This is a genomic window from Streptomyces sp. NPDC015130, assembly GCF_043080005.1.
In the GTDB taxonomy this organism is placed as follows: Bacteria; Actinomycetota; Actinomycetes; order Streptomycetales; family Streptomycetaceae; genus Streptomyces.
This window is the reverse complement of sequence record NZ_JBIBVC010000002.1, coordinates 366,952-384,177: the sequence shown is the minus strand read 5'-3', so window position 1 is coordinate 384,177 and position 17,226 is coordinate 366,952. Positions and strand designations below refer to the sequence as shown.

At 72.8% G+C, this 17,226-nt stretch carries 15 protein-coding genes and 1 pseudogene; 4 read left to right on the top strand and 12 right to left on the bottom strand.

Annotated elements, in window-relative coordinates; genetic code table 11:
• Nucleotides 1-111: 111 nt before the first annotated feature.
• The 3 genes and pseudogenes from glnII to ACF08F_RS05035 all read right to left on the bottom strand — a co-directional run bounded on the left by glnII (nt 112) and on the right by ACF08F_RS05035 (nt 3,847).
• Complete coding sequence (glnII, locus tag ACF08F_RS05045) at nt 112-1,143, bottom strand: glutamine synthetase (protein ID WP_392297088.1); 1,032 nt, start codon at nt 1,141-1,143, stop codon at nt 112-114.
• 138 nt (nt 1,144-1,281) lie between these two features.
• Nucleotides 1,282-2,453 (bottom strand): annotated as a pseudogene (locus ACF08F_RS05040) (hypothetical protein).
• Nucleotides 2,450-3,847, bottom strand: a complete 1,398-nt coding sequence (locus ACF08F_RS05035) for a hypothetical protein (RefSeq protein WP_392297087.1) — start codon at nt 3,845-3,847, stop codon at nt 2,450-2,452. The pseudogene ACF08F_RS05040 and the gene ACF08F_RS05035 overlap by 4 nt, the downstream one beginning before the upstream one ends.
• Nucleotides 3,848-4,185: 338 nt before the next feature.
• Between ACF08F_RS05035 and ACF08F_RS05030 the strand changes: the two genes are divergently transcribed.
• Nucleotides 4,186-5,106, top strand: coding sequence for a Gfo/Idh/MocA family protein (locus ACF08F_RS05030; RefSeq protein ID WP_392297086.1), 921 nt, complete (start codon nt 4,186-4,188; stop codon nt 5,104-5,106).
• Here the strand turns inward: ACF08F_RS05030 and ACF08F_RS05025 are convergent.
• The gene (locus ACF08F_RS05025; RefSeq protein WP_392297085.1) at nt 5,082-6,542 is read right to left on the bottom strand and encodes a PLP-dependent aminotransferase family protein; all 1,461 of its coding nucleotides are present in this window, start codon (nt 6,540-6,542) and stop codon (nt 5,082-5,084) included. The two genes, ACF08F_RS05030 and ACF08F_RS05025, sit on opposite strands and share 25 nt — an antisense overlap.
• Before the next feature lie 36 nt (nt 6,543-6,578).
• Nucleotides 6,579-6,938, bottom strand: coding sequence for an arsenate reductase family protein (locus tag ACF08F_RS05020; RefSeq protein ID WP_392297084.1), 360 nt, complete (start codon nt 6,936-6,938; stop codon nt 6,579-6,581).
• 149 nt (nt 6,939-7,087) lie between these two features.
• Between ACF08F_RS05020 and ACF08F_RS05015 the strand changes: the two genes are divergently transcribed.
• The gene (locus ACF08F_RS05015) at nt 7,088-7,363 is read left to right on the top strand and encodes a hypothetical protein (protein WP_392297083.1); all 276 of its coding nucleotides are present in this window, start codon (nt 7,088-7,090) and stop codon (nt 7,361-7,363) included.
• Between the two features lie 59 nt (nt 7,364-7,422).
• On the opposite strand, the gene ACF08F_RS05010 is transcribed toward ACF08F_RS05015, so the two are convergent.
• The 3 genes from ACF08F_RS05010 to glnA all read right to left on the bottom strand — a co-directional run bounded on the left by ACF08F_RS05010 (nt 7,423) and on the right by glnA (nt 11,099).
• Entirely contained in the window at nt 7,423-8,616 is a 1,194-nt protein-coding gene (locus tag ACF08F_RS05010; protein WP_392297082.1) for a cytochrome P450, read from the bottom strand.
• The gene (locus ACF08F_RS05005) at nt 8,613-9,416 is read right to left on the bottom strand and encodes a tRNA-dependent cyclodipeptide synthase (protein ID WP_392297081.1); all 804 of its coding nucleotides are present in this window, start codon (nt 9,414-9,416) and stop codon (nt 8,613-8,615) included. The genes ACF08F_RS05010 and ACF08F_RS05005 overlap by 4 nt, the downstream gene beginning before the upstream one ends.
• A 258-nt stretch (nt 9,417-9,674) precedes the next feature.
• Complete coding sequence (gene glnA, locus ACF08F_RS05000; RefSeq protein ID WP_392297080.1) at nt 9,675-11,099, bottom strand: type I glutamate--ammonia ligase; 1,425 nt, start codon at nt 11,097-11,099, stop codon at nt 9,675-9,677.
• A gap of 221 nt (nt 11,100-11,320) precedes the next feature.
• Between glnA and ACF08F_RS04995 the strand changes: the two genes are divergently transcribed.
• Nucleotides 11,321-11,788, top strand: coding sequence for an RDD family protein (locus ACF08F_RS04995; RefSeq protein WP_392297079.1), 468 nt, complete (start codon nt 11,321-11,323; stop codon nt 11,786-11,788).
• A 134-nt stretch (nt 11,789-11,922) separates the two neighbouring features.
• Here the strand turns inward: ACF08F_RS04995 and ACF08F_RS04990 are convergent, their stop codons facing one another.
• From ACF08F_RS04990 to lipB, 4 genes are all read right to left on the bottom strand, one after another.
• The gene (locus tag ACF08F_RS04990; RefSeq protein WP_392297078.1) at nt 11,923-12,627 is read right to left on the bottom strand and encodes a DUF4191 domain-containing protein; all 705 of its coding nucleotides are present in this window, start codon (nt 12,625-12,627) and stop codon (nt 11,923-11,925) included.
• Between the two features lie 10 nt (nt 12,628-12,637).
• A complete protein-coding gene (locus ACF08F_RS04985) occupies nt 12,638-12,853 on the bottom strand; it encodes a hypothetical protein (RefSeq protein ID WP_392297077.1) in 216 nt (71 codons plus the stop codon).
• Between the two features lie 304 nt (nt 12,854-13,157).
• Nucleotides 13,158-14,126, bottom strand: a complete 969-nt coding sequence (gene lipA / locus ACF08F_RS04980) for a lipoyl synthase (RefSeq protein WP_150270992.1) — start codon at nt 14,124-14,126, stop codon at nt 13,158-13,160.
• Nucleotides 14,127-14,275: 149 nt separating this feature from the next.
• Nucleotides 14,276-15,085 carry a lipoyl(octanoyl) transferase LipB gene (gene lipB, locus ACF08F_RS04975; RefSeq protein ID WP_392297076.1) on the bottom strand — a complete coding sequence of 270 codons (810 nt, stop codon included), beginning with the start codon at nt 15,083-15,085 and terminating at the stop codon, nt 14,276-14,278.
• 360 nt (nt 15,086-15,445) lie between these two features.
• On the opposite strand from lipB, the gene ACF08F_RS04970 reads away from it, so the two are divergent.
• The gene (locus tag ACF08F_RS04970) at nt 15,446-17,044 is read left to right on the top strand and encodes a regulator (RefSeq protein ID WP_392297075.1); all 1,599 of its coding nucleotides are present in this window, start codon (nt 15,446-15,448) and stop codon (nt 17,042-17,044) included.
• Nucleotides 17,045-17,226: the final 182 nt, after the last annotated feature.

Genomic DNA, 17,226 nt, shown 5'->3' with positions numbered 1-17,226 from the left:
TTCGGAAATCGTTCCTGCGCGGCCTTCTCGATGACGAAAGAGGCGCTCACCGTGCGAAACGGTGGGCGCCCCTTCCGGAGTGCATACGGATCGATCAGTTCGATCAGTGGATCAGACCTGGCCGGCCTTCTCCAGGGCCTCGCAGCAGGTGTCCACCAGCAGGCGGGTCACCACGTACGGGTCCACGTTCGCGTTCGGGCGACGGTCCTCGATGTAGCCCTTCTGGTCCTGCTCGACCTGCCACGGGATGCGGACCGAGGCGCCGCGGTCCGAGACGCCGTAGGAGTACTTGTCCCACGGAGCGGTCTCGTGCAGACCCGTCAGGCGGTCGTCGATGCCGGCGCCGTAGTTCTTGACGTGGTCGAGCGGCTTCGAGCCCTCGCCGAGGGACTCGGCGGCGGTGATGATCGCGTCGTAGCGCTCGCGCATCGCCTTGGTGGAGAAGTTGGTGTGCGCGCCCGCGCCGTTCCAGTCGCCCTTCACCGGCTTCGGGTCCAGCGTCGCGGAGACCTTGAAGTCCTCGGCCGTGCGGTAGAGCAGCCAGCGGGCGACCCACAGCTGGTCCGAGACCTCCAGCGGCGCCAGCGGGCCGACCTGGAACTCCCACTGGCCCGGCATGACCTCGGCGTTGATGCCGGAGATGCCCAGACCGGCGGAGAGGCAGTTCTCCAGGTGCGCCTCGACGATGTCACGGCCGAAGATCTCGTCGGCGCCGACACCGCAGTAGTAGCCGCCCTGCGGGGCCGGGAAGCCGCCGACCGGGAAGCCGAGCGGACGCTCGCCGTCGAAGAAGGTGTACTCCTGCTCGATGCCGAAGATCGGCTCCTGCGCGGCGTACCGGCCGGCGACCTCGGCGAGCGCGGCACGCGTGTTGGACTCGTGCGGCGTCATGTCCGTGTTGAGGACCTCGCACAGCACCAGGATGTCGTCGCCGCCGCGGATCGGGTCCGGGCAGACGAAGACCGGCTTGAGGACGCGGTCCGAGGCGTGGCCCTTGGCCTGGTTCGTGCTGGAACCGTCGAAGCCCCAGATCGGCAGCTCGTCGAGCGCGGCGCCACCGTTCACGATGATCTTCGTCTTGGAGCGAAGCTTCGCGGTCGGCTCGGTGCCGTCGATCCAGATGTACTCAGCCTTGAAGGTCACGGGTCTCATCCTTTGGGCGTGCTGCTGCGGGTGCGCGGCGGCTCGCGGCGCTGCGAGAGCTGCGGTGTGTTGTTCGGTGTCCGGTCGCAGCTTCGCAACACGGGATTTCCCGGTGGTTGCCCGTTTGTGAACCCCGTGTTACTCGGCCTTCCTCTTTGCCCGTGTGCGCCGTGCGACGACCTGCGCGTCGAGGAGCCCGCCGAGCCCCGCCGCCTCGATCCGCCGCACGACCTCCGGGTACGAGGTGCCCAGTGCCCTCGCCGTCCGCTCCATGTGCCAGTCGCTGTCCGCGAGCCGCCGCAGCAGGTACCCCTTCCGGATCTGCCTCTCGGAGAGCCGGAAGGTCTTCAGATAGGCGGCCCGCCCCTTGTGATCGGTGATCAGCTCGCCGATGTGCTGCTCCCGCCCGTCCCGCAGGAACGGCGGAAGGAACCGGAACAGGTCGAAATCGCCCATCCGGTACACCCGCTCGAAGGCGTACGAGGATTCCAGCAGATCCCGCGCCATCAGCCCGTTGTGCGCCTCCGCCCAGGCCCGCTCCTCCCGGCGCGCCGCCGCCGCAGGTCCGCGAGGGTACGGATGCCGCCGGAGCCGTCTCGGATCCGCGCCGCGAACTCCGGCACCGGCGCCCCGTAGTACGCGTACTGGTGGACCAGCTCGCCGTACAGGTCCTCCACGAGCGTCGGGTGCAGCAGGCGGTAGTCCTCCGGGTGCGGGACGACGAAGGCCGCGGCCAGGGCGTCGGCCACGTACAGGAGCAGCCCGCACTGGCCCGGGTGGAGCTCGAAGATCCGCAGCGCCTCCCCGAGCCCGGGCACCGACCGGCTCGCGTACGCCGCCTCCGCGCGCGGCGACAGACCCTGCGCGAGGGCCTTCCTCGACCAGTCGTCCCAGACCACGGACGGGCCGCCGAAGTGCAGCGAGAGATAGCCGTCGAGGGCGAGGTGGAGGGGCAGGAAGCGCAGCCGCCGCTCGCCCTGCCGCCGCTTGGCCAGCCGGTGCACGCGGCGCACGGGCACGCACGGAGGCGCGCCCTCGCCGCCGAGCACGGTCCCGTAGGCGGCGGACTCGACGCCCTGCTCCGCGCCCGCGCCCGCCCCCGTCCAGTCGGCGACGAAGCCGTGCGGGACGTACGACGTGTACGTCGTCCGGTCGCCGAGGTCCACGGTGGCGAGCCCCGAGCCCGCGTACAGCTCCCGGCGCAGCCGCAGCCCGGCCACCGGCTCGTCCCGCACCAGCGGCACCAGCCGCACCCCGCCCCACACCTGCGCCGGCCGGACGTGGAGCCCCGTCAGATCGATCCGTGTCACTCCCCGGCCTCCTTCAGGAACAGCTCCACCCGGCGGTCCAGATACGCCCCCAGCTCGGCGAAGCCCGTCCGCCCCTCCGCGAACTGCGCGATCTCCACCAGGGCCGCCAGGTCCTCCGCGTCCCGGATCCCGGCCGTCGGCACGCTCGGCGCCAGCCGCCGCACGTCGAAGCCCACGGCGTCGTATACGGGGTTGAGGTGCACGACGCTCGTCCGGCGCCCGGCGTCGAGCCGCGTGCGCCACACCCGCAGGACCTCCCCGGCGAGCCCCGGCGGCGCGTTGTCCCAGCCGTCCGAGACGATCACGACCCGGTCGGGGCCGGTCTCCAGGGCGTCCAGGATCCGCAGGCCCAGCGGCGTCGGCCCGTACGGCCGGACGAGCAGCGGGTCGGAGCCGCCCGAGGTCCACAGCGGGGTGTACGCCCCCGGCGCCGCGAGCGCCTCCAGGAGGAAGTGGCAGCCCAGCGCGACGGCCAGCGGACGGCGCCGCTTCACCGCCGAACCGGACGAGGAGAAGCTGTCGTCGAGCACCGCGGCGACCCGCCCCCAGCTCCCGGCGTGCGGCCCCGCCGCGCGCCGGGCGGCGGCGCGCAGCGCGTACGTCAGCTCGGCCCGCCGCTCCACCCGCTCCCCGAACGGAAGCGAGAGGACGTACAGCGCGAGCCGGGTGAGCGGCATGACGGTCAGATCGGCGGCCCGCTCCGTCCTGAGCTGTTCGAGTCGCGTCATCCGGGGCGCGATCCGCTCCAGGAACACCGCGCGCGGCACCTTGTGCCGGGCGGCGAAACCCTCGGCGACCGTGAACGGCAGCTCGTACAACGCACCCTGCTCGTGGTGCGCGCGGCGGTACGCGTCGAGGGTGGCGTTCCCGTACCGGACGCGGCGGCCCGGCGCGAAGAGGAAGTCGCCGGTCTCGGGGTCCGCGGTCCGGCCGTGCACGTGCCGGAGGGCGGCCTTCAGACCGGGCCGGTACTTCACCGCGTCCAGCGCCGGATCGGGCCGGGCGGCGAGCCACGCGCGCACGATCGCGCGCGTGCGGCGGTTGTTGACCCCGGCGGCGCGCAGCGCGCGGAACAGCCGGTAGACCCGCTGCGGCGGCAGCAGCGCGAGCCGCGCGGCGATGAGCCGGCCCTCGGCCCGCTTCTCCTCGGGCCCGCCCGCCTCGTGGGGGGTGCGCAGCAGCCCCTCGACGATGAGTGCGGCGTTGTGGTGGTTGATGTCGAGGGCGAGCGCGGCCGCGTACACCGGGCGGTAGTTGACCCGTACGTACTCGTGGACGAAACGCAGCGAGAAGTGCTGTGCGGCGGCGGTCGAGCGGAACTCCCGCTGGCCGGTGGCGGTCACGGCGGCGTTGACGAAGAGGAGCACGTCCTCGGCGGCGACGAGCTCGGACAAGGCTCTCCCCTTCTGACGGGCGCCGGCCGGGGAATGGGGGCGCGAACAGCGAAGACATTGCTTCAGAGACAAGTTCCGGAAGTCGCACCGAAGTCCCGCGGCCGGCGCTTCGACGCTAACACCGGACGGGGGGAGGCCCGCCACCGGTTTCCACGGTCCCGGCCCGTGCTTTGCCGGTCCCCGGCCCGTGTTTCGGCGGTCCCCGGCCCGTGTTTCGGCGGTCCCCGGCACCGTGTTTCGGCGGTCCCCGACCCCGTGCCTCCACGGCCCCCGGCACCGTGCCTCCACGGTCCCGGCCCGGCGGCCTCGTTGTCGGTGGCACCCGGCAGACTGGGGGCATGGCGAAGCACCTGGGCGCGAAGCCCCGCATCGGACTCCTCGGCACCGGCCCCTGGGCCGGCCGCACGCACGCGCCCGCGCTCGCCGGGCACCCCGGCGTCGAGTTCAGCGGCGTGTGGGGCAGACGCACGGAGGCGGCGGAGGAGCTCGCCGCCGCGTCCGGCACCCGCGCGTACGAGGACGTGGACGCCCTCTTCGCGGCCAGCGACGCCGTGGCCTTCGCGCTCCCGCCGGACGTCCAGGCCCCCTTGGCGGTCCGGGCGGCGCGGGCCGGCTGCCACCTCCTGCTCGACAAGCCGGTCGCCACGAAGGTCGCGGGGGCCCGGGAGGTCGCCGAGGCCGCCGAAGAGGCCGGCGTCGCCTCGGTGGTGTTCTGCACGCTCCGCTTCGCCGAGGCCACGGCCCGCTGGATCGAGGAACTGCGGGCCACGGGCGGCTGGTTCCTCGGCGAGGCGCACTGGCTGGGCTCGCTCTACGGGCCGGGCTCCACCAGCGTGTACGCGGAATCCCCGTGGCGGCGGGAGAAGGGCGGCCTGTGGGACGTCGGCCCGCACGTCCTCTCGGTCTACCTGCCCGTCCTCGGCGACGTCACCGCGATCACGGCGGCGGCGGGCCCGGCGGACACCCGCCACCTCGTCCTGCGCCACGGCTCGGGCGCGAGCAGCACGGCCACGCTGACGCTGAGCGCCCCACCGGAGGCGGCGGAGGTGACGCTCTCCCTGTACGGCACCGCGGGCCGGGCCGAACTGCCCCGCTGGGGAGGCGGGGCGGAGGCCTTCGGCGCGGCCGTGGACGCCCTGCTGACGGCCGCCCGCACCGGCGAGCCGCACGCCTGCGACGCCCGCTTCGGGCTGCGGCTGACCGAGATCCTGACGGAGGCGGAGCGGCTCGCCGCTCAGACCACGGCGCCCAGCGCCTGACACAGCGCGTCCAGCGCCGCCGGGTACAGCCGGTCCGGCGGGGTCGCGTAGCCGACGACGAGGCCGTCGGGAAGAGCCGGGCCCAGCGCCTCCGGATGCCGGTAGCCGGCGAGGCCCTCCACGGCGACCCCGTGCCGGGCCGCGGCGGCGACCGCCGACCGCTCCGTGCCCGGGGGCAGTTCCACGAGCGCGTGCAGCCCGGCGGCGAGACCCGTCACCCGCACGCCCGGCACGCGCTCCGCGAGCACCGACACCAGCCGGTCGCGCCGCACGCGGTGGTGCTGGCGCATCCGCCGGACGTGCCGGTCGTACGCGCCGGAGCCGACGAACTCCGCGAGCGTGAGCTGGTCCGTCGCCGAGGTGTGCGGCTCGCGCACGCCCTTCGCCTCCAGGACCCCGTCCACGAGGGCCTCCGGCAGGCACATCCAGCCGATCCGCAGCGCGGGGGAGAGGCTCTTGCTCACGGAGCCGAGGAGGACGGTCCGGTCGGGGTCGAGGCTCTGCACGGCACCCACCGGCCGCCGGTCATAGCGGAACTCGCCGTCGTAGTCGTCCTCCACGACGAGCCCGCCGGAGCGCCGCGCCCACTCCAGGACGCCGGCCCGGCGCTCGGGGTGGAGCGGCCCGCCGGTGGGGAACTGATGGGCGGGGGTGAGCAGGACGGTGCCCGCCTCCGGGGGGATCTCCGCGATCCGCGCCCCGTCCTCGTCGACGGCCAGCGGCAGCGTGTGGATGCCCGCCTCGCCCAGCAGCCCCTGGTGGTAGGGGAGTCCGTAGGCCTCGACGGCCCAGGGGCGGGGCGGTGCCTTGCGGGCGGCCGTCTGACGGGCGGGCTTCTCGCGGGCGTGCGTCGCCAGGGGCACCCGCGCGAGGAGCCGCAGCGCGTGCGCGGTGCCGGAGCAGACCACGATCCGGTCCGGGGCGGTCCGTACGCCCCTGACCCGGGCGAGGTAGGAGGCGAGCGCCCGGCGCAGTTCGACCCGGCCGCGCGGGTCGCCGATGCCGAAGGCCTCGTGGGGCGCGGCGGTCAGCGCCTTACGGGCGGCCGCCAGCCAGGCCGCGCGCGGGAAGGCACCGGGGTCCGGCTTGCCCTGGACGAGGTCGTACGGGAGGGCCGCCGGCGCGGCCGGCCTGGCCGGTCCCGGGGCCGGGGCGAGGACGCGCTCGGCCACCCGGGTCCCGGAGCCCTGGCGGGCGGTCAGCCAGCCCTCGGCGACCAGCTCGGCGTAGGCGTCGGCGACGGTGTTCCGGGCGATCCCGAGGTCGGCCGCGAGCGACCGGTAGGGCGGCAGCAGGGTCCCGGGCGCCAGCCGCCCGCCGCGGACGGCCTCGCGCAGGGCCTCGGCGAGCACGGCCCGCCGGCTGCCGCCCGTCCCGAGCTCCAGGTGCAGATCGACCCCGGGCCCGCCGGGCCCCCCGTCCACCGTCCCGCTCACCGCACTGTCCTCCCGGCTCCCCTTCACTCGGACGACTCAGCGGGACAGGGCGTCCCGCACGGCCTCCTCCGACCGGGCCACGACGGCCGTGCCGTCCTCCGCCGTGATGATCGGCCGCTGGATCAGCTTGGGGTGTCCGGCGAGCGCCTCGATCCACCGGTCCCGGTTCGCCTCGTCGCGGGGCCACTCCTTCACCCCGAGCTCCTTGGCGACGGCCTCCTGGGTCCGCGTGATGTCCCACGGTTCGAGCCCGAGCCGGTCGAGGACCTGCCGGATCTCCTCCGGCGAGGGCACGTCCTCCAGGTAGCGCCGGACGGTGTAGTCGGCGCCCTCCGCGTCGAGGAGGGTGAGGGCGCTGCGGCACTTGGAACAGGCGGGATTGATCCAGATCTCCATGCCGCACACGGTACCCCCCAGAGCGCCCTCCACCACCCCCCAAACCCTGCCTGGCCAGGGGCGATTGTCAGTGGGGGCCCCTAAAATAGGGGGTGAAGGTGAGGGTCCCGGGGAGGGCCCGCACCCCACCGCTCGCCAGGAGGTAGCCCATGGCTCTGGCCGTGATCCGGACGCCGTCCCTCGAACCCTGGAAGCCGCTCCAGAGGAAGCCGCTCCCCGCGGGCCGCCCGCGCGAGTGGTACGTGACGCACAACCGCCGTCTGAAGGCCATGCGTCTCGCGATCGCCCTCCTCGACGCCGGCGTCTACGTCCCGTCGAAGGCCACGAACGCGACGATACGCACGACCGCCGCCGAGATCGGCATCCACCCGCCGTCCGACACCACCTGCCGCATGGTCCGCGCCCTGATCCGCTACGGCCGCTGACACCGCCGGGGGCGCCGCCCCGCCCGGCCGGGCAGGGCGGCGCCGTCGGATCCCCTCCGCTACCAGGCCGCCGGCAGCCGCTCGGGGAGCCGCTTCATGAAGTTGGTGCGCCACACCAGCTGTTCGACCGGCACCGCGAGCCGCAGTTCCGGCAGCCGGTCGAGGAGCGTCTCCAGGGCGATCTCGGCGTGCCGCTTGCCGAGCGCCGTGGCCGGGCAGTAGTGCCGCCCGCCGCCGAAGGAGAGGTGGTCGGCGGCGTTCTCCCGGTCCGGCCGGAAGACCAGCGGGTCGGGGAAGCGCTCCGGATCGTGGTTCGCGGCCTCCACCAGCACCAGGACCAGTTCACCGGCCCGCACGTCGACCTCGCCGAGCCGCGTGTCCTCCAGCACCAGCCGCGGCAGCCCGTCGCCGATCGACAGGTTCACCCGCAGCAGTTCGTCCATCGCCCCGGCGACCGAGCCCGGGCCGCCGGCGGTCAGCGCCTCCCGCACGTCCGGCCGGGTCAGCACCGACACGAGCGCCATCGCCAGGAACCCGGCGGTGGAGATCACCCCGGCCCCGAACAGCGTGACGCCCACCGTGGCCAGCATCTCGTCCGTCAGATGCGCGTACTCGGGGTCCTCGCGCAGCGCCGCGAGCTCCGCCATGAGTCCGCCCGTCGCCGGGTCGTCGAGGCGCTCGGTCATGTAGGCGATGTCCCGGTCCCAGTGGAGCCGGGCCGCCTCGATCTCGTGCGGCGCGTTCATGAAGGCCACGTCCAGACTGCGCAGCAGCCGCGGCCCGTCCTCCTCAGGGATGCCCAGCATCCGGCAGTGCAGCCCCGACGAGTACGGGTCGGCGTAGGCGCTCCGCAGGTCTCCGGGCGCCCCCTCGGCGACCATCGCGTCCACCAGGGCCCCGGCCCGCGCCCGCAGCCACTCCTCCAGCCCGGGCGCCTTCGGGTTGATCGCCTTCATGACGGCCTTGCGCAGCCCGGCGCCGGTGATGTTGCCCATGTTGTTCACCACGTGCGGCGGGATCGTCAGCGCGTACTGGCGCGGCACTCCCGGCGCCGAGGTGTCCTTCAGGCTGAACCGCGGGTCCTCCAGGACGTGCTTGCACAGCTCGTACGAGGAGACCAGCCAGGCCTCGGCCCCGGCGATCGTGCGGACCTTCCGGACCGGCTCGGCGCGCAGCGCCTCGATCTCGGCGGGCAGCCGGGTCCCGTCCCAGTCGAAGGGGAAGGCCGGCAGGGTCTCGACGGCGACGCTCATCGCGCGGCTCCTCGGTCGGTGGTTCCGATGGGGTCGGTGGTGCTGGTGAGGCCAGTGGTGCTGGTGGTGCTGGTGGTTCCGCCGAGGTCGGGGGCGGGGGCGTCGGCCGGCGTGAGGATGCCGTGGCCCTGGTTGCGCGAGGCCCTGAGCCCGGACCCGCGCCCGTACAGCAGATCGGCCAGCGGCAGTGCCTGGTGGTAGCAGTTGAGCGAGGACGGCACCCCGAGGATCGCGGGCGTGTCCAGGAAGAGCGGCACCTCGGCGCAGATGTAGGCCCGGCACACCTCCCGCTGCCGCTCGTCGGTGCGCTGTCCCGGCGCCAGCTTCCCGGCGAGGAAGATCCCGGTCAGGGCGTCGCAGGTCTCCCGTACCATCGGGTCCGCCGCCACGGCGTCGAGCACCGTGCGGTGCAGCTCGCGGTAGGCCGGGACGTCCGTGAACTCGGACATCCCGCGGGCCCGTACCCGCACCCCGGTGGGATCGGCCTCGGCCGCGGCCGCTCCGACCTTCGCCCGCACCCCCCGCAGGTTCTTCACGGCCTTCCGCCGTGCCTCGTCGGCCCCGTACCCCAGCGACTCGTACATGTCGGCGACATGCAGATCGGTGTAGACGAGATCGACCTGATCGAAGTGGTCCAAGCCCCAGCGCGTCAGCTCGCGCAGTCGCTGGGCGGTGAAATAACTGTTTCCCGGAGAGACGCCGATGACCACGTGCGCGCCTTCGTCGGCGATGACGCGGCAGTGATCGGTGTACGGCTGGAGTCGGAGCGTCTCGGCAGGGGCGAAAGCCGCCTGAGTCACGTAGGGAGTCCTCATCGCGCCAGCTAGTCCCAGCGGAGCCCCGTGCTCCGGGTGTGGCGGCAGCGACGACGACACGCTATCGGCCGGTCGCGGAGCGTGAACAGGCTACTCATAGGTACATGACATAGTTCGTCAGCTGTTCGCCTTTTCGTGATCTTGGCCGGAATCCTGGCCGGAAAGCGGCGAGGCCCGCCGCCCCCTCGAAAGGGGACGACGGGCCTCGTGACACCTCGCTCGCGCGGTCTCGCGCGGTGCGGCCTAGAGGTCGAAGTAGAGCTCGAACTCGTGCGGGTGCGGGCGCAGCTGGATCGGCGCGATCTCGTGGGTGCGCTTGTAGTCGATCCAGGTCTCGATCAGGTCGGAGGTGAAGACGCCACCGGCCTGGAGGTACTCGTTGTCGTCCTCGAGGGCGCGGAGCACGGCCTCCAGGTTGGTCGGGACCTGCTGGACGTTCGCGTGCTCCTCGGGAGCGAGCTCGTACAGGTCCTTGTCGATCGGCTCCGCCGGCTCGATCTTGTTCTTGATGCCGTCGAGGCCCGCGAGGAGCAGCGCCGAGAAGGCGAGGTACGGGTTCGAGGACGGGTCCGGCGCGCGGAACTCGACGCGCTTGGCCTTCGGGTTCGAGCCCGTGATCGGGATGCGCATGGCGGCGGAGCGGTTGCGCTGCGAGTACACCATGTTGACCGGGGCCTCGAAGCCCGGGACCAGGCGGTGGTACGAGTTCACCGTCGGGTTGGTGAAGGCGAGCAGCGACGGGGCGTGCTTGAGGATGCCGCCGATGTAGTAGCGGGCGGTGTCCGAGAGGCCCGCGTAGCCCGTCTCGTCGTAGAACAGCGGGTCGCCGTTGGCCCACAGCGACTGGTGGACGTGCATGCCCGAGCCGTTGTCGCCGAAGATCGGCTTCGGCATGAAGGTCGCGGTCTTGCCGTTCCGCCAGGCGACGTTCTTGATGATGTACTTGAACAGCATCAGGTCGTCGGCCGAGGCGAGCAGCGTGTTGAACTTGTAGTTGATCTCGGCCTGGCCGGCGGTGCCGACCTCGTGGTGCTGACGCTCGACCTGGAGGCCGACGTTCTCCAGCTCCAGGGACATCTCGGAGCGCAGGTCGGCGAAGTGGTCGACCGGCGGGGCCGGGAAGTAGCCGCCCTTGTAGCGGACCTTGTAGCCGCGGTTGTTCTCCTCCGCACCGGTGTTCCAGGCGCCGGCCTCGGAGTCGATGTGGTAGAAGCCCTGGTTCGCCGAGGTCTCGAAGCGCACCGAGTCGAAGACGTAGAACTCCGCCTCGGGGCCGAAGTAGGCGGTGTCGGCGATGCCGGTGGAGGCGAGGTACGCCTCGGCCTTCTTCGCGATGTTCCGCGGGTCGCGGCTGTAGGCCTCGCCCGTGATCGGGTCGTGGATGAAGAAGTTGATGTTCAGGGTCTTGTCACGGCGGAAGGGGTCCACGCGGGCCGTCGACAGGTCGGCGCGGAGCGCCATGTCGGACTCGTGGATCGCCTGGAAGCCGCGGATCGACGAGCCGTCGAAGGCGAGCTCATCCGCCGGGTCGAAGGCCGTCGCCGGGATCGTGAAGTGCTGCATCACGCCCGGAAGGTCGCAGAACCGGACGTCGACCATCTTGACGTCGTTGTCCTTGATGAACTTCTTGACCTCGTCGGCGTTCTGGAACCCGTGCTTCTCGGACATCCAACTCCTCCTACTCCCGGCCCGGGGAGGGGCGGGGTTGCAGCTCGGTCGTGCGGCCAGTGCGGTGGCACACGCTGGACCCGACCATAGGCAGACGGGATTTCTCAAGCATGACCCATTTGTTTCGTCGAAGTTAACCGGAGCGGGTGTGCGGCGCGCTCCGGCGTGACTACGCCGACCCGGACGGAAGTGATCGAAAACGGGCGCAGTACCGTGGTCGGGTGGACAACAGGCAAGCACTCGGATCGTGGCTCTCCGGCCCCCGTGCCGCGGCGGAGCAAGCAGGCGTGGACTTCGGTTACCGGGGTCAGCAGCTGGGACTGCCCGAGGAGGGGCCCGGCTCGATCGCCCGTCCGGGCCGCCGGCTCGGCGCCCTCGCCGTCGACTGGGGCCTGTGCCTGTTGATCGCATACGGCTTGATCACCGACAGCTACAGCCAGGCGACCAGCAACTGGGCGCTCGGCCTCCTGCTCGTCCTGAGCGTGCTGACCGTCGGCACCATCGGCTCGACGCCCGGCAAGCGCCTCTTCGGCCTGGTGGTCGTCTCGGCGCGCGGCGGCAGGCTGAGCCTCTGGCGCGCGGCCGTCCGCTCCGTGCTCGTCTGCCTCGCCGTCCCGGCCCTCATCTGGGACCGCGACGGACGCGGCCTCCACGACCGCCTCTCCGGCGCCGTCCAGGTCCGCATCTGACCCGGCCGACCCGTCCGCCCCGGCCGACCGCCGACAGGACCCGGCCGACCGCCGACAGCGAGAAGGGCCCCGGACCGTGTGGTCCGGGGCCCTTCTCTTGGTGTTCGGTCGGGCGCGTCAGCGCGTCGTTCCGCTCAGCGCATCTTCCCGCCGCGCGGCATCTTCATGCCCTTGGGCATCGGGCCCTTCGGCAGCGGCATGTTGCTCATCAGGTCGCCCATCGCGCGCAGCCGGTCGTTGGCCGCGGTGACCTGCGGGCCGGTGAGCACGCGGGGCAGCTTGAGCATGGTCGTACGCAGCTTCTTCAGCGGCACCTGACCCTCGTCGTTGCCGACGATGAGGTCGTGCACCGGCACGTCCACGACGACGCGGCTCATCCGCTTCTTCTCGGCCGCCAGCAGGGTCTTCACCCGGTTCGGGTTGCCCTCCGCCACCAGCACGATGCCCGCCCGGCCGACCGCGCGGTGCACGACGTCCTGGCTGCGGTTCATCGCGACCGCGGGGGTCGTGGTCCAGCCGCGCCCGACGTTCTGCAGCACCGCCGCGGCCGCGCCCGGCTGGCCCTCCATCTGCCCGAAGGCAGCGCGCTCGGCACGCCGTCCGAAGACGATGGCCGCCGCCAGGAGCGCCAGGACGAAGCCCAGGATGCCCAGGTAGATGGGATGACCGATGAGGAAGCCGATCGCGAGGAGGACACCGAGTACGACGATGCCCACGCCTGCGACGACAAGTCCGACCTTCGGGTCGGCCTTCCGGGTCATCTTGTACGTGAGGGCGATCTGCTTGAGCCGCCCCTGGTTCGCAGCGTCAGCGCTGCCCGTGTTTGCCTTCCTCGCCATGTCCTGAAGTTTACGTGGCCCGCGAGGCGTGGCCCGACGCGGCCTCCATCACATGCTGGGCCTCGACCCGGTCCCTGGCGTGGCGGCGGTCCTCCAGGACGGAGGTCCAGGCGTTGCGCCTGGCGGTGCGCTGCCCGGCGCCGAGGAGCAGGGCCTCCACGGCCCTCAGGGCGTCGGTGACGGACGGGATCGCGGTGACGCGGACGTGCGTCGATGCGGCCGGCATGTCGGGGTCCTCCCTCGATTGCGGATGAGACGAGGCGGGGGGTGTGAGCGGGGTGGTGGTGGCGGTGAGTGAATCCAGGCTCACAGAACGGTGTTACCAGGGCGTGACCCGGTGGTCAAACACTGATGAAACGTTGATGCGGCCGTTTGCCGCGCCGGGGAACGCGGACGCGGCCCGTACGTCCCCGCTGAGCTGCGGGGGCGTACGGGCCGCGTCCGATCCGGCCATTACTGACCGGTAACTGCTTGTGCTCGGATTCACACGGGCCTCCCGTGCGGGAGGCCCCGGGCGGAGCCGTGGCGGGTCAGACCGCCTGCGTGGCGTTGTCGACCGCGCCGCGCTTCTCGATCGCCTGCTGGAAGAGGCGGCCCGCGCGGTACGAGGACCGGACCAGCGGACCCGACATCACACCGGAGAAGCCGATCTGGTCGGCCTCGTCCTTCAGCTCCACGAACTCCTGCGGCTTCACCCAGCGCTCGACGGGGTGGTGCCGGACCGAGGGGCGCAGGTACTGCGTGATCGTGATGAGCTCGCAGCCGGCGTCGTGCAGCTGCCGGAGCGCCTCGCTGACCTCCTCGCGGGTCTCGCCCATGCCGAGGATCAGGTTCGACTTCGTGACCAGACCGTAGTCGCGGGCCTGGGTGATGACGTCGAGCGAGCGCTCGTAGCGGAAGCCCGGACGGATCCGCTTGAAGATCCGCGGGACGGTCTCGACGTTGTGCGCGAAGACCTCGGGGCGCGAGTCGAAGACCTCCTTCAGGAGCTCCGGAACCGCGTTGAAGTCGGGGGCCAGCAGCTCGACCTTCGTGCGGCCGTCGGCGCGCTCCGCCGTCTGCTGGTGGATCTGGCGCACGGTCTCCGCGTACAGCCAGGCGCCGCCGTCCTCCAGGTCGTCGCGCGCGACGCCCGTGATCGTGGCGTAGTTCAGGTCCATCGTGACGACGGACTCGCCCACGCGGCGCGGCTCGTCCCGGTCCAGCGCCTCGGGCTTGCCCGTGTCGATCTGGCAGAAGTCGCAGCGCCGGGTGCACTGGTCGCCGCCGATGAGGAAGGTCGCCTCGCGGTCCTCCCAGCACTCGAAGATGTTGGGACAGCCCGCCTCCTGGCAGACCGTGTGGAGGCCCTCGCTCTTCACGAGGCCCTGCATCTTCGTGTACTCGGGACCCATCTTCGCGCGGGTCTTGATCCACTCGGGCTTGCGCTCGATGGGGGTCTGGGCGTTCCGGACCTCCAGGCGCAGCATCTTGCGTCCGTCGGGTGCGACTGCGGACACATCGGCTCCTGTAGCTTCGATTCTTCGGCGCACACCAGGGTACGCCCGTTGCTTCCCATGCCTTACCTCTGGCCAACCCATGGCCAGAGCCCCGCATTCCTCAGGCCGTGCCCCCGGTGCGGAGGCCGTGCCCGAGCGGAGGCCGTGCCTCAGACGGAGGCCGGCTCCGCCGGACGGTCGATCTCGCGCGGCTTCAGCTCCGCCTGCTCCAGGACCTCCCGCAGATGGCGCTCCACCACCGGCAGCACCTCCTCGATGGTGACGTCCCGGCCCAGCTCGTTCGCGAGCGAGGCGACGCCCGCGTCACGGATGCCGCAGGGGATGATCCGGTCGAACCAGGTGTTGTCCGGGTTCACGTTGAACGAGAAGCCGTGCATGGTGACGCCCTTGGCGACCCGGATGCCGATGGCGGCGAGCTTGCGGTCCTCGCGGCGCTGGCCGGCGTTGGACGGCGCGTACTCGGGGCCGTTCAGGCGGGGGTCGAACTCCTCGTCGGTGAGCCGGGGGTCGAAGTCGAGGCTCAGCCCGCCGAGCGCGGGCCGCTGCTCGACCGGGTCGCCCAGGACCCACACCCCGCTGCGCCCCTCGATCCGGGTCGTCTCCACGCCGAACTCCGCGGCCGTCCGGATCAGCGCCTCCTCCAGCCGGCGGACGTGTGCGACGACGTCCACCGGGCGGGGCAGCTTCATGATCGGGTAGCCGACGAGCTGGCCGGGGCCGTGCCAGGTGATCTTGCCGCCGCGGTCCACGTCGACGACCGGCGTCCCGTCCAGCGGGCGCTCGCTCTCCGCGGTGCGCCGGCCGGCCGTGTAGACCGGCGGGTGCTCCAGGAGCAGACAGGTGTCGGGGGTCTCGTCGGCGAACCGCGCGGCGTGCACCTCGCGCTGCTTGTCCCAGGCCACCTGGTACTCGACGGCTTCCGCGCCGAAGCCAAGGTGGACGAATCGCAGCTCACTCACGGCCATGCCTCCTCCTGGGTGCCGGGAGCCGGGGACCGGGGATCATCCCGGGCCGGCTCGGCACCATGCGTCATTCGCGCCCATGCCACTGTACGGCGACACCACGCACACCTGTACGGGGGTGCCGGGGACGGCCGGCGCGGGCGGTGCCGGGGACGCTCCCTACGGGCGGTGCGGGGGTGCCCCCTCCGTCACCAGGACGGCGACAGCTACGTCAGCGATGCCGTCAATCCTCACACGATCGGATGAATGTGGGGCGAAGGTGGCGGTACGGGCCGCGGAGGCCGCTAAATTCACGCCGTTCCATGAGGGTCCGAACGGGCTGCACCTGGGCCCGGAAGGCAGGAGACCGCACAGCTGATGACGGAACGACCACCGCAGCGCATCCCGAACCGCCAGCTCGCCGCGCTCATCGCCGAAGCCGGGTTCTCCCATGCGGGCCTCGCCAGACGGGTGGACCAGCTCGGTCTGGAGCACGGCCTCGACCTGCGGTACGACAAGACCTCCGTGACCCGCTGGCTCCGCGGCCAGCAGCCGCGCGGCACCACCCCCGCCCTCATTGCCGAGGTCTTCACCCGGCGCCTCGGCCGCCGGCTCTCCGCGCAGGACCTCGGCCTCGACGCCTGCGCGCCGGTCTACGCGGGCCTGGAGTTCGCGGCGACCCCCGAGGAGGCCGTCGACATCGTCAGCGGGCTCTGGCGCAAGGACTCCGGCAGTCACGCCGAACTCCGCAAGATCGCCTTCACCCCGGCGGGGCTCGTCGTGCCCAGCCGCGACTGGCTCATCGGCCGCGCCGACGACCGGGTCGCCCGCGGCGAGCCCACCCCCGGCCCGCCCGCCACCCGCACACACGCCGGGACGCCGGGCGACCCCCACGCACGGCACGACACGCGCGCCCCGCACGACCCGCGGGCCGCGTACCCCTCCCACGAACCGCGCTCGCCCCACGAGCCCCGGGTGCCGAACGACCCCCGGGTGGCCCAGCACGACCCGCGCGTCCCCGCGCAGGGCCGCTTCTCCGTGCCCCGGCAGCGCGGCACCGACCGCGGTCCCGGCCAGCGGGTCTCCAGCGGCGACATCGCCGCCCTCCGCTCCGTCGGCGAGCTCTTCCGCACCCTCGACCACGCCTACGGAGGCGGCCACGCGCGCCAGGCCCTCGTCCGCTACCTGGAGCACGAGGCCGAGCCGATGCTGCGCGGCACCTACGGCGAGTCCGTCGGCCGCCGCCTCTTCGCCGCCGCCGCCGACCTCACCCGGCTCGCTGGCTGGACCTCGTACGACATCGCCGCCCACGGCCTGGCCCAGCGCTACTTCGTCCAGGCGCTGCGCCTCGCCCAGGCCGCCGGCGACCGGGCCTACGGCTCGTACGTGCTCCTCACCATGAGCTGCCAGGCCGTCTACCTCGGCCACGGGCGGGAGGCCGTGCAGCTCGCCCGGGTCGCCCAGCAGGGCGTCGGGCCCGCCGCGCCGCCCGCCGTCCAGGCGATGCTGCACGCGATCGAGGCCCGCGGGCACGCGGTCCTCGGCGAGGCCCGCGTCTGCGGCGCCTCCCTGGTCCGGGCCGAGCGTGCCCTCGAAGCGGCCCGGCCCGGCGACGAGGTGCCCTACTGGGCCAGGATGTTCGACGAGGCCCAGCTCGCCGACGAGCTCGGGCACTGCCACCGCGACCTCCAGCAGTACCGGCTTGCCGCCCAGCACGCCGAGCGCGCCCTCCAGCTGCGCGCACCCGGCTTCGCCCGCAGCCGGCTCTTCTGCCGGGTCGTCCTCGCCACCTCCCGCCTCGCCCTCGGCGAACTCGACCAGGCGTGCGCCCTGGGCGCGGAGGCCGCCCAGCAGGCCTCCGAGATGCGCTCGGCGCGCGCCGTCGAGTACGTCCGCGACTTCGAACGCCGCCTGGAGCCCTACCGCGACGCCGCCGCCGCCCGCACCTACCGAGACCGCGTCGCCGCGATCGGCTGAGGCGGGGCCGGGGGCCGGGCCGGAGCCCCGGGCTTGAGCCCCCGACCCGGCCTGAGCCCCGAGGCCCGGCTCGGAGCCCTGGGAGGGAGCCGAACCCGGGCCCCGGGCCCGAGGCCCTGGACCTGGGCCACGAGCCCGAGCCCTGGGACGGAGCCCGAGTCCCGGGAGGGAGCCGAACCCGA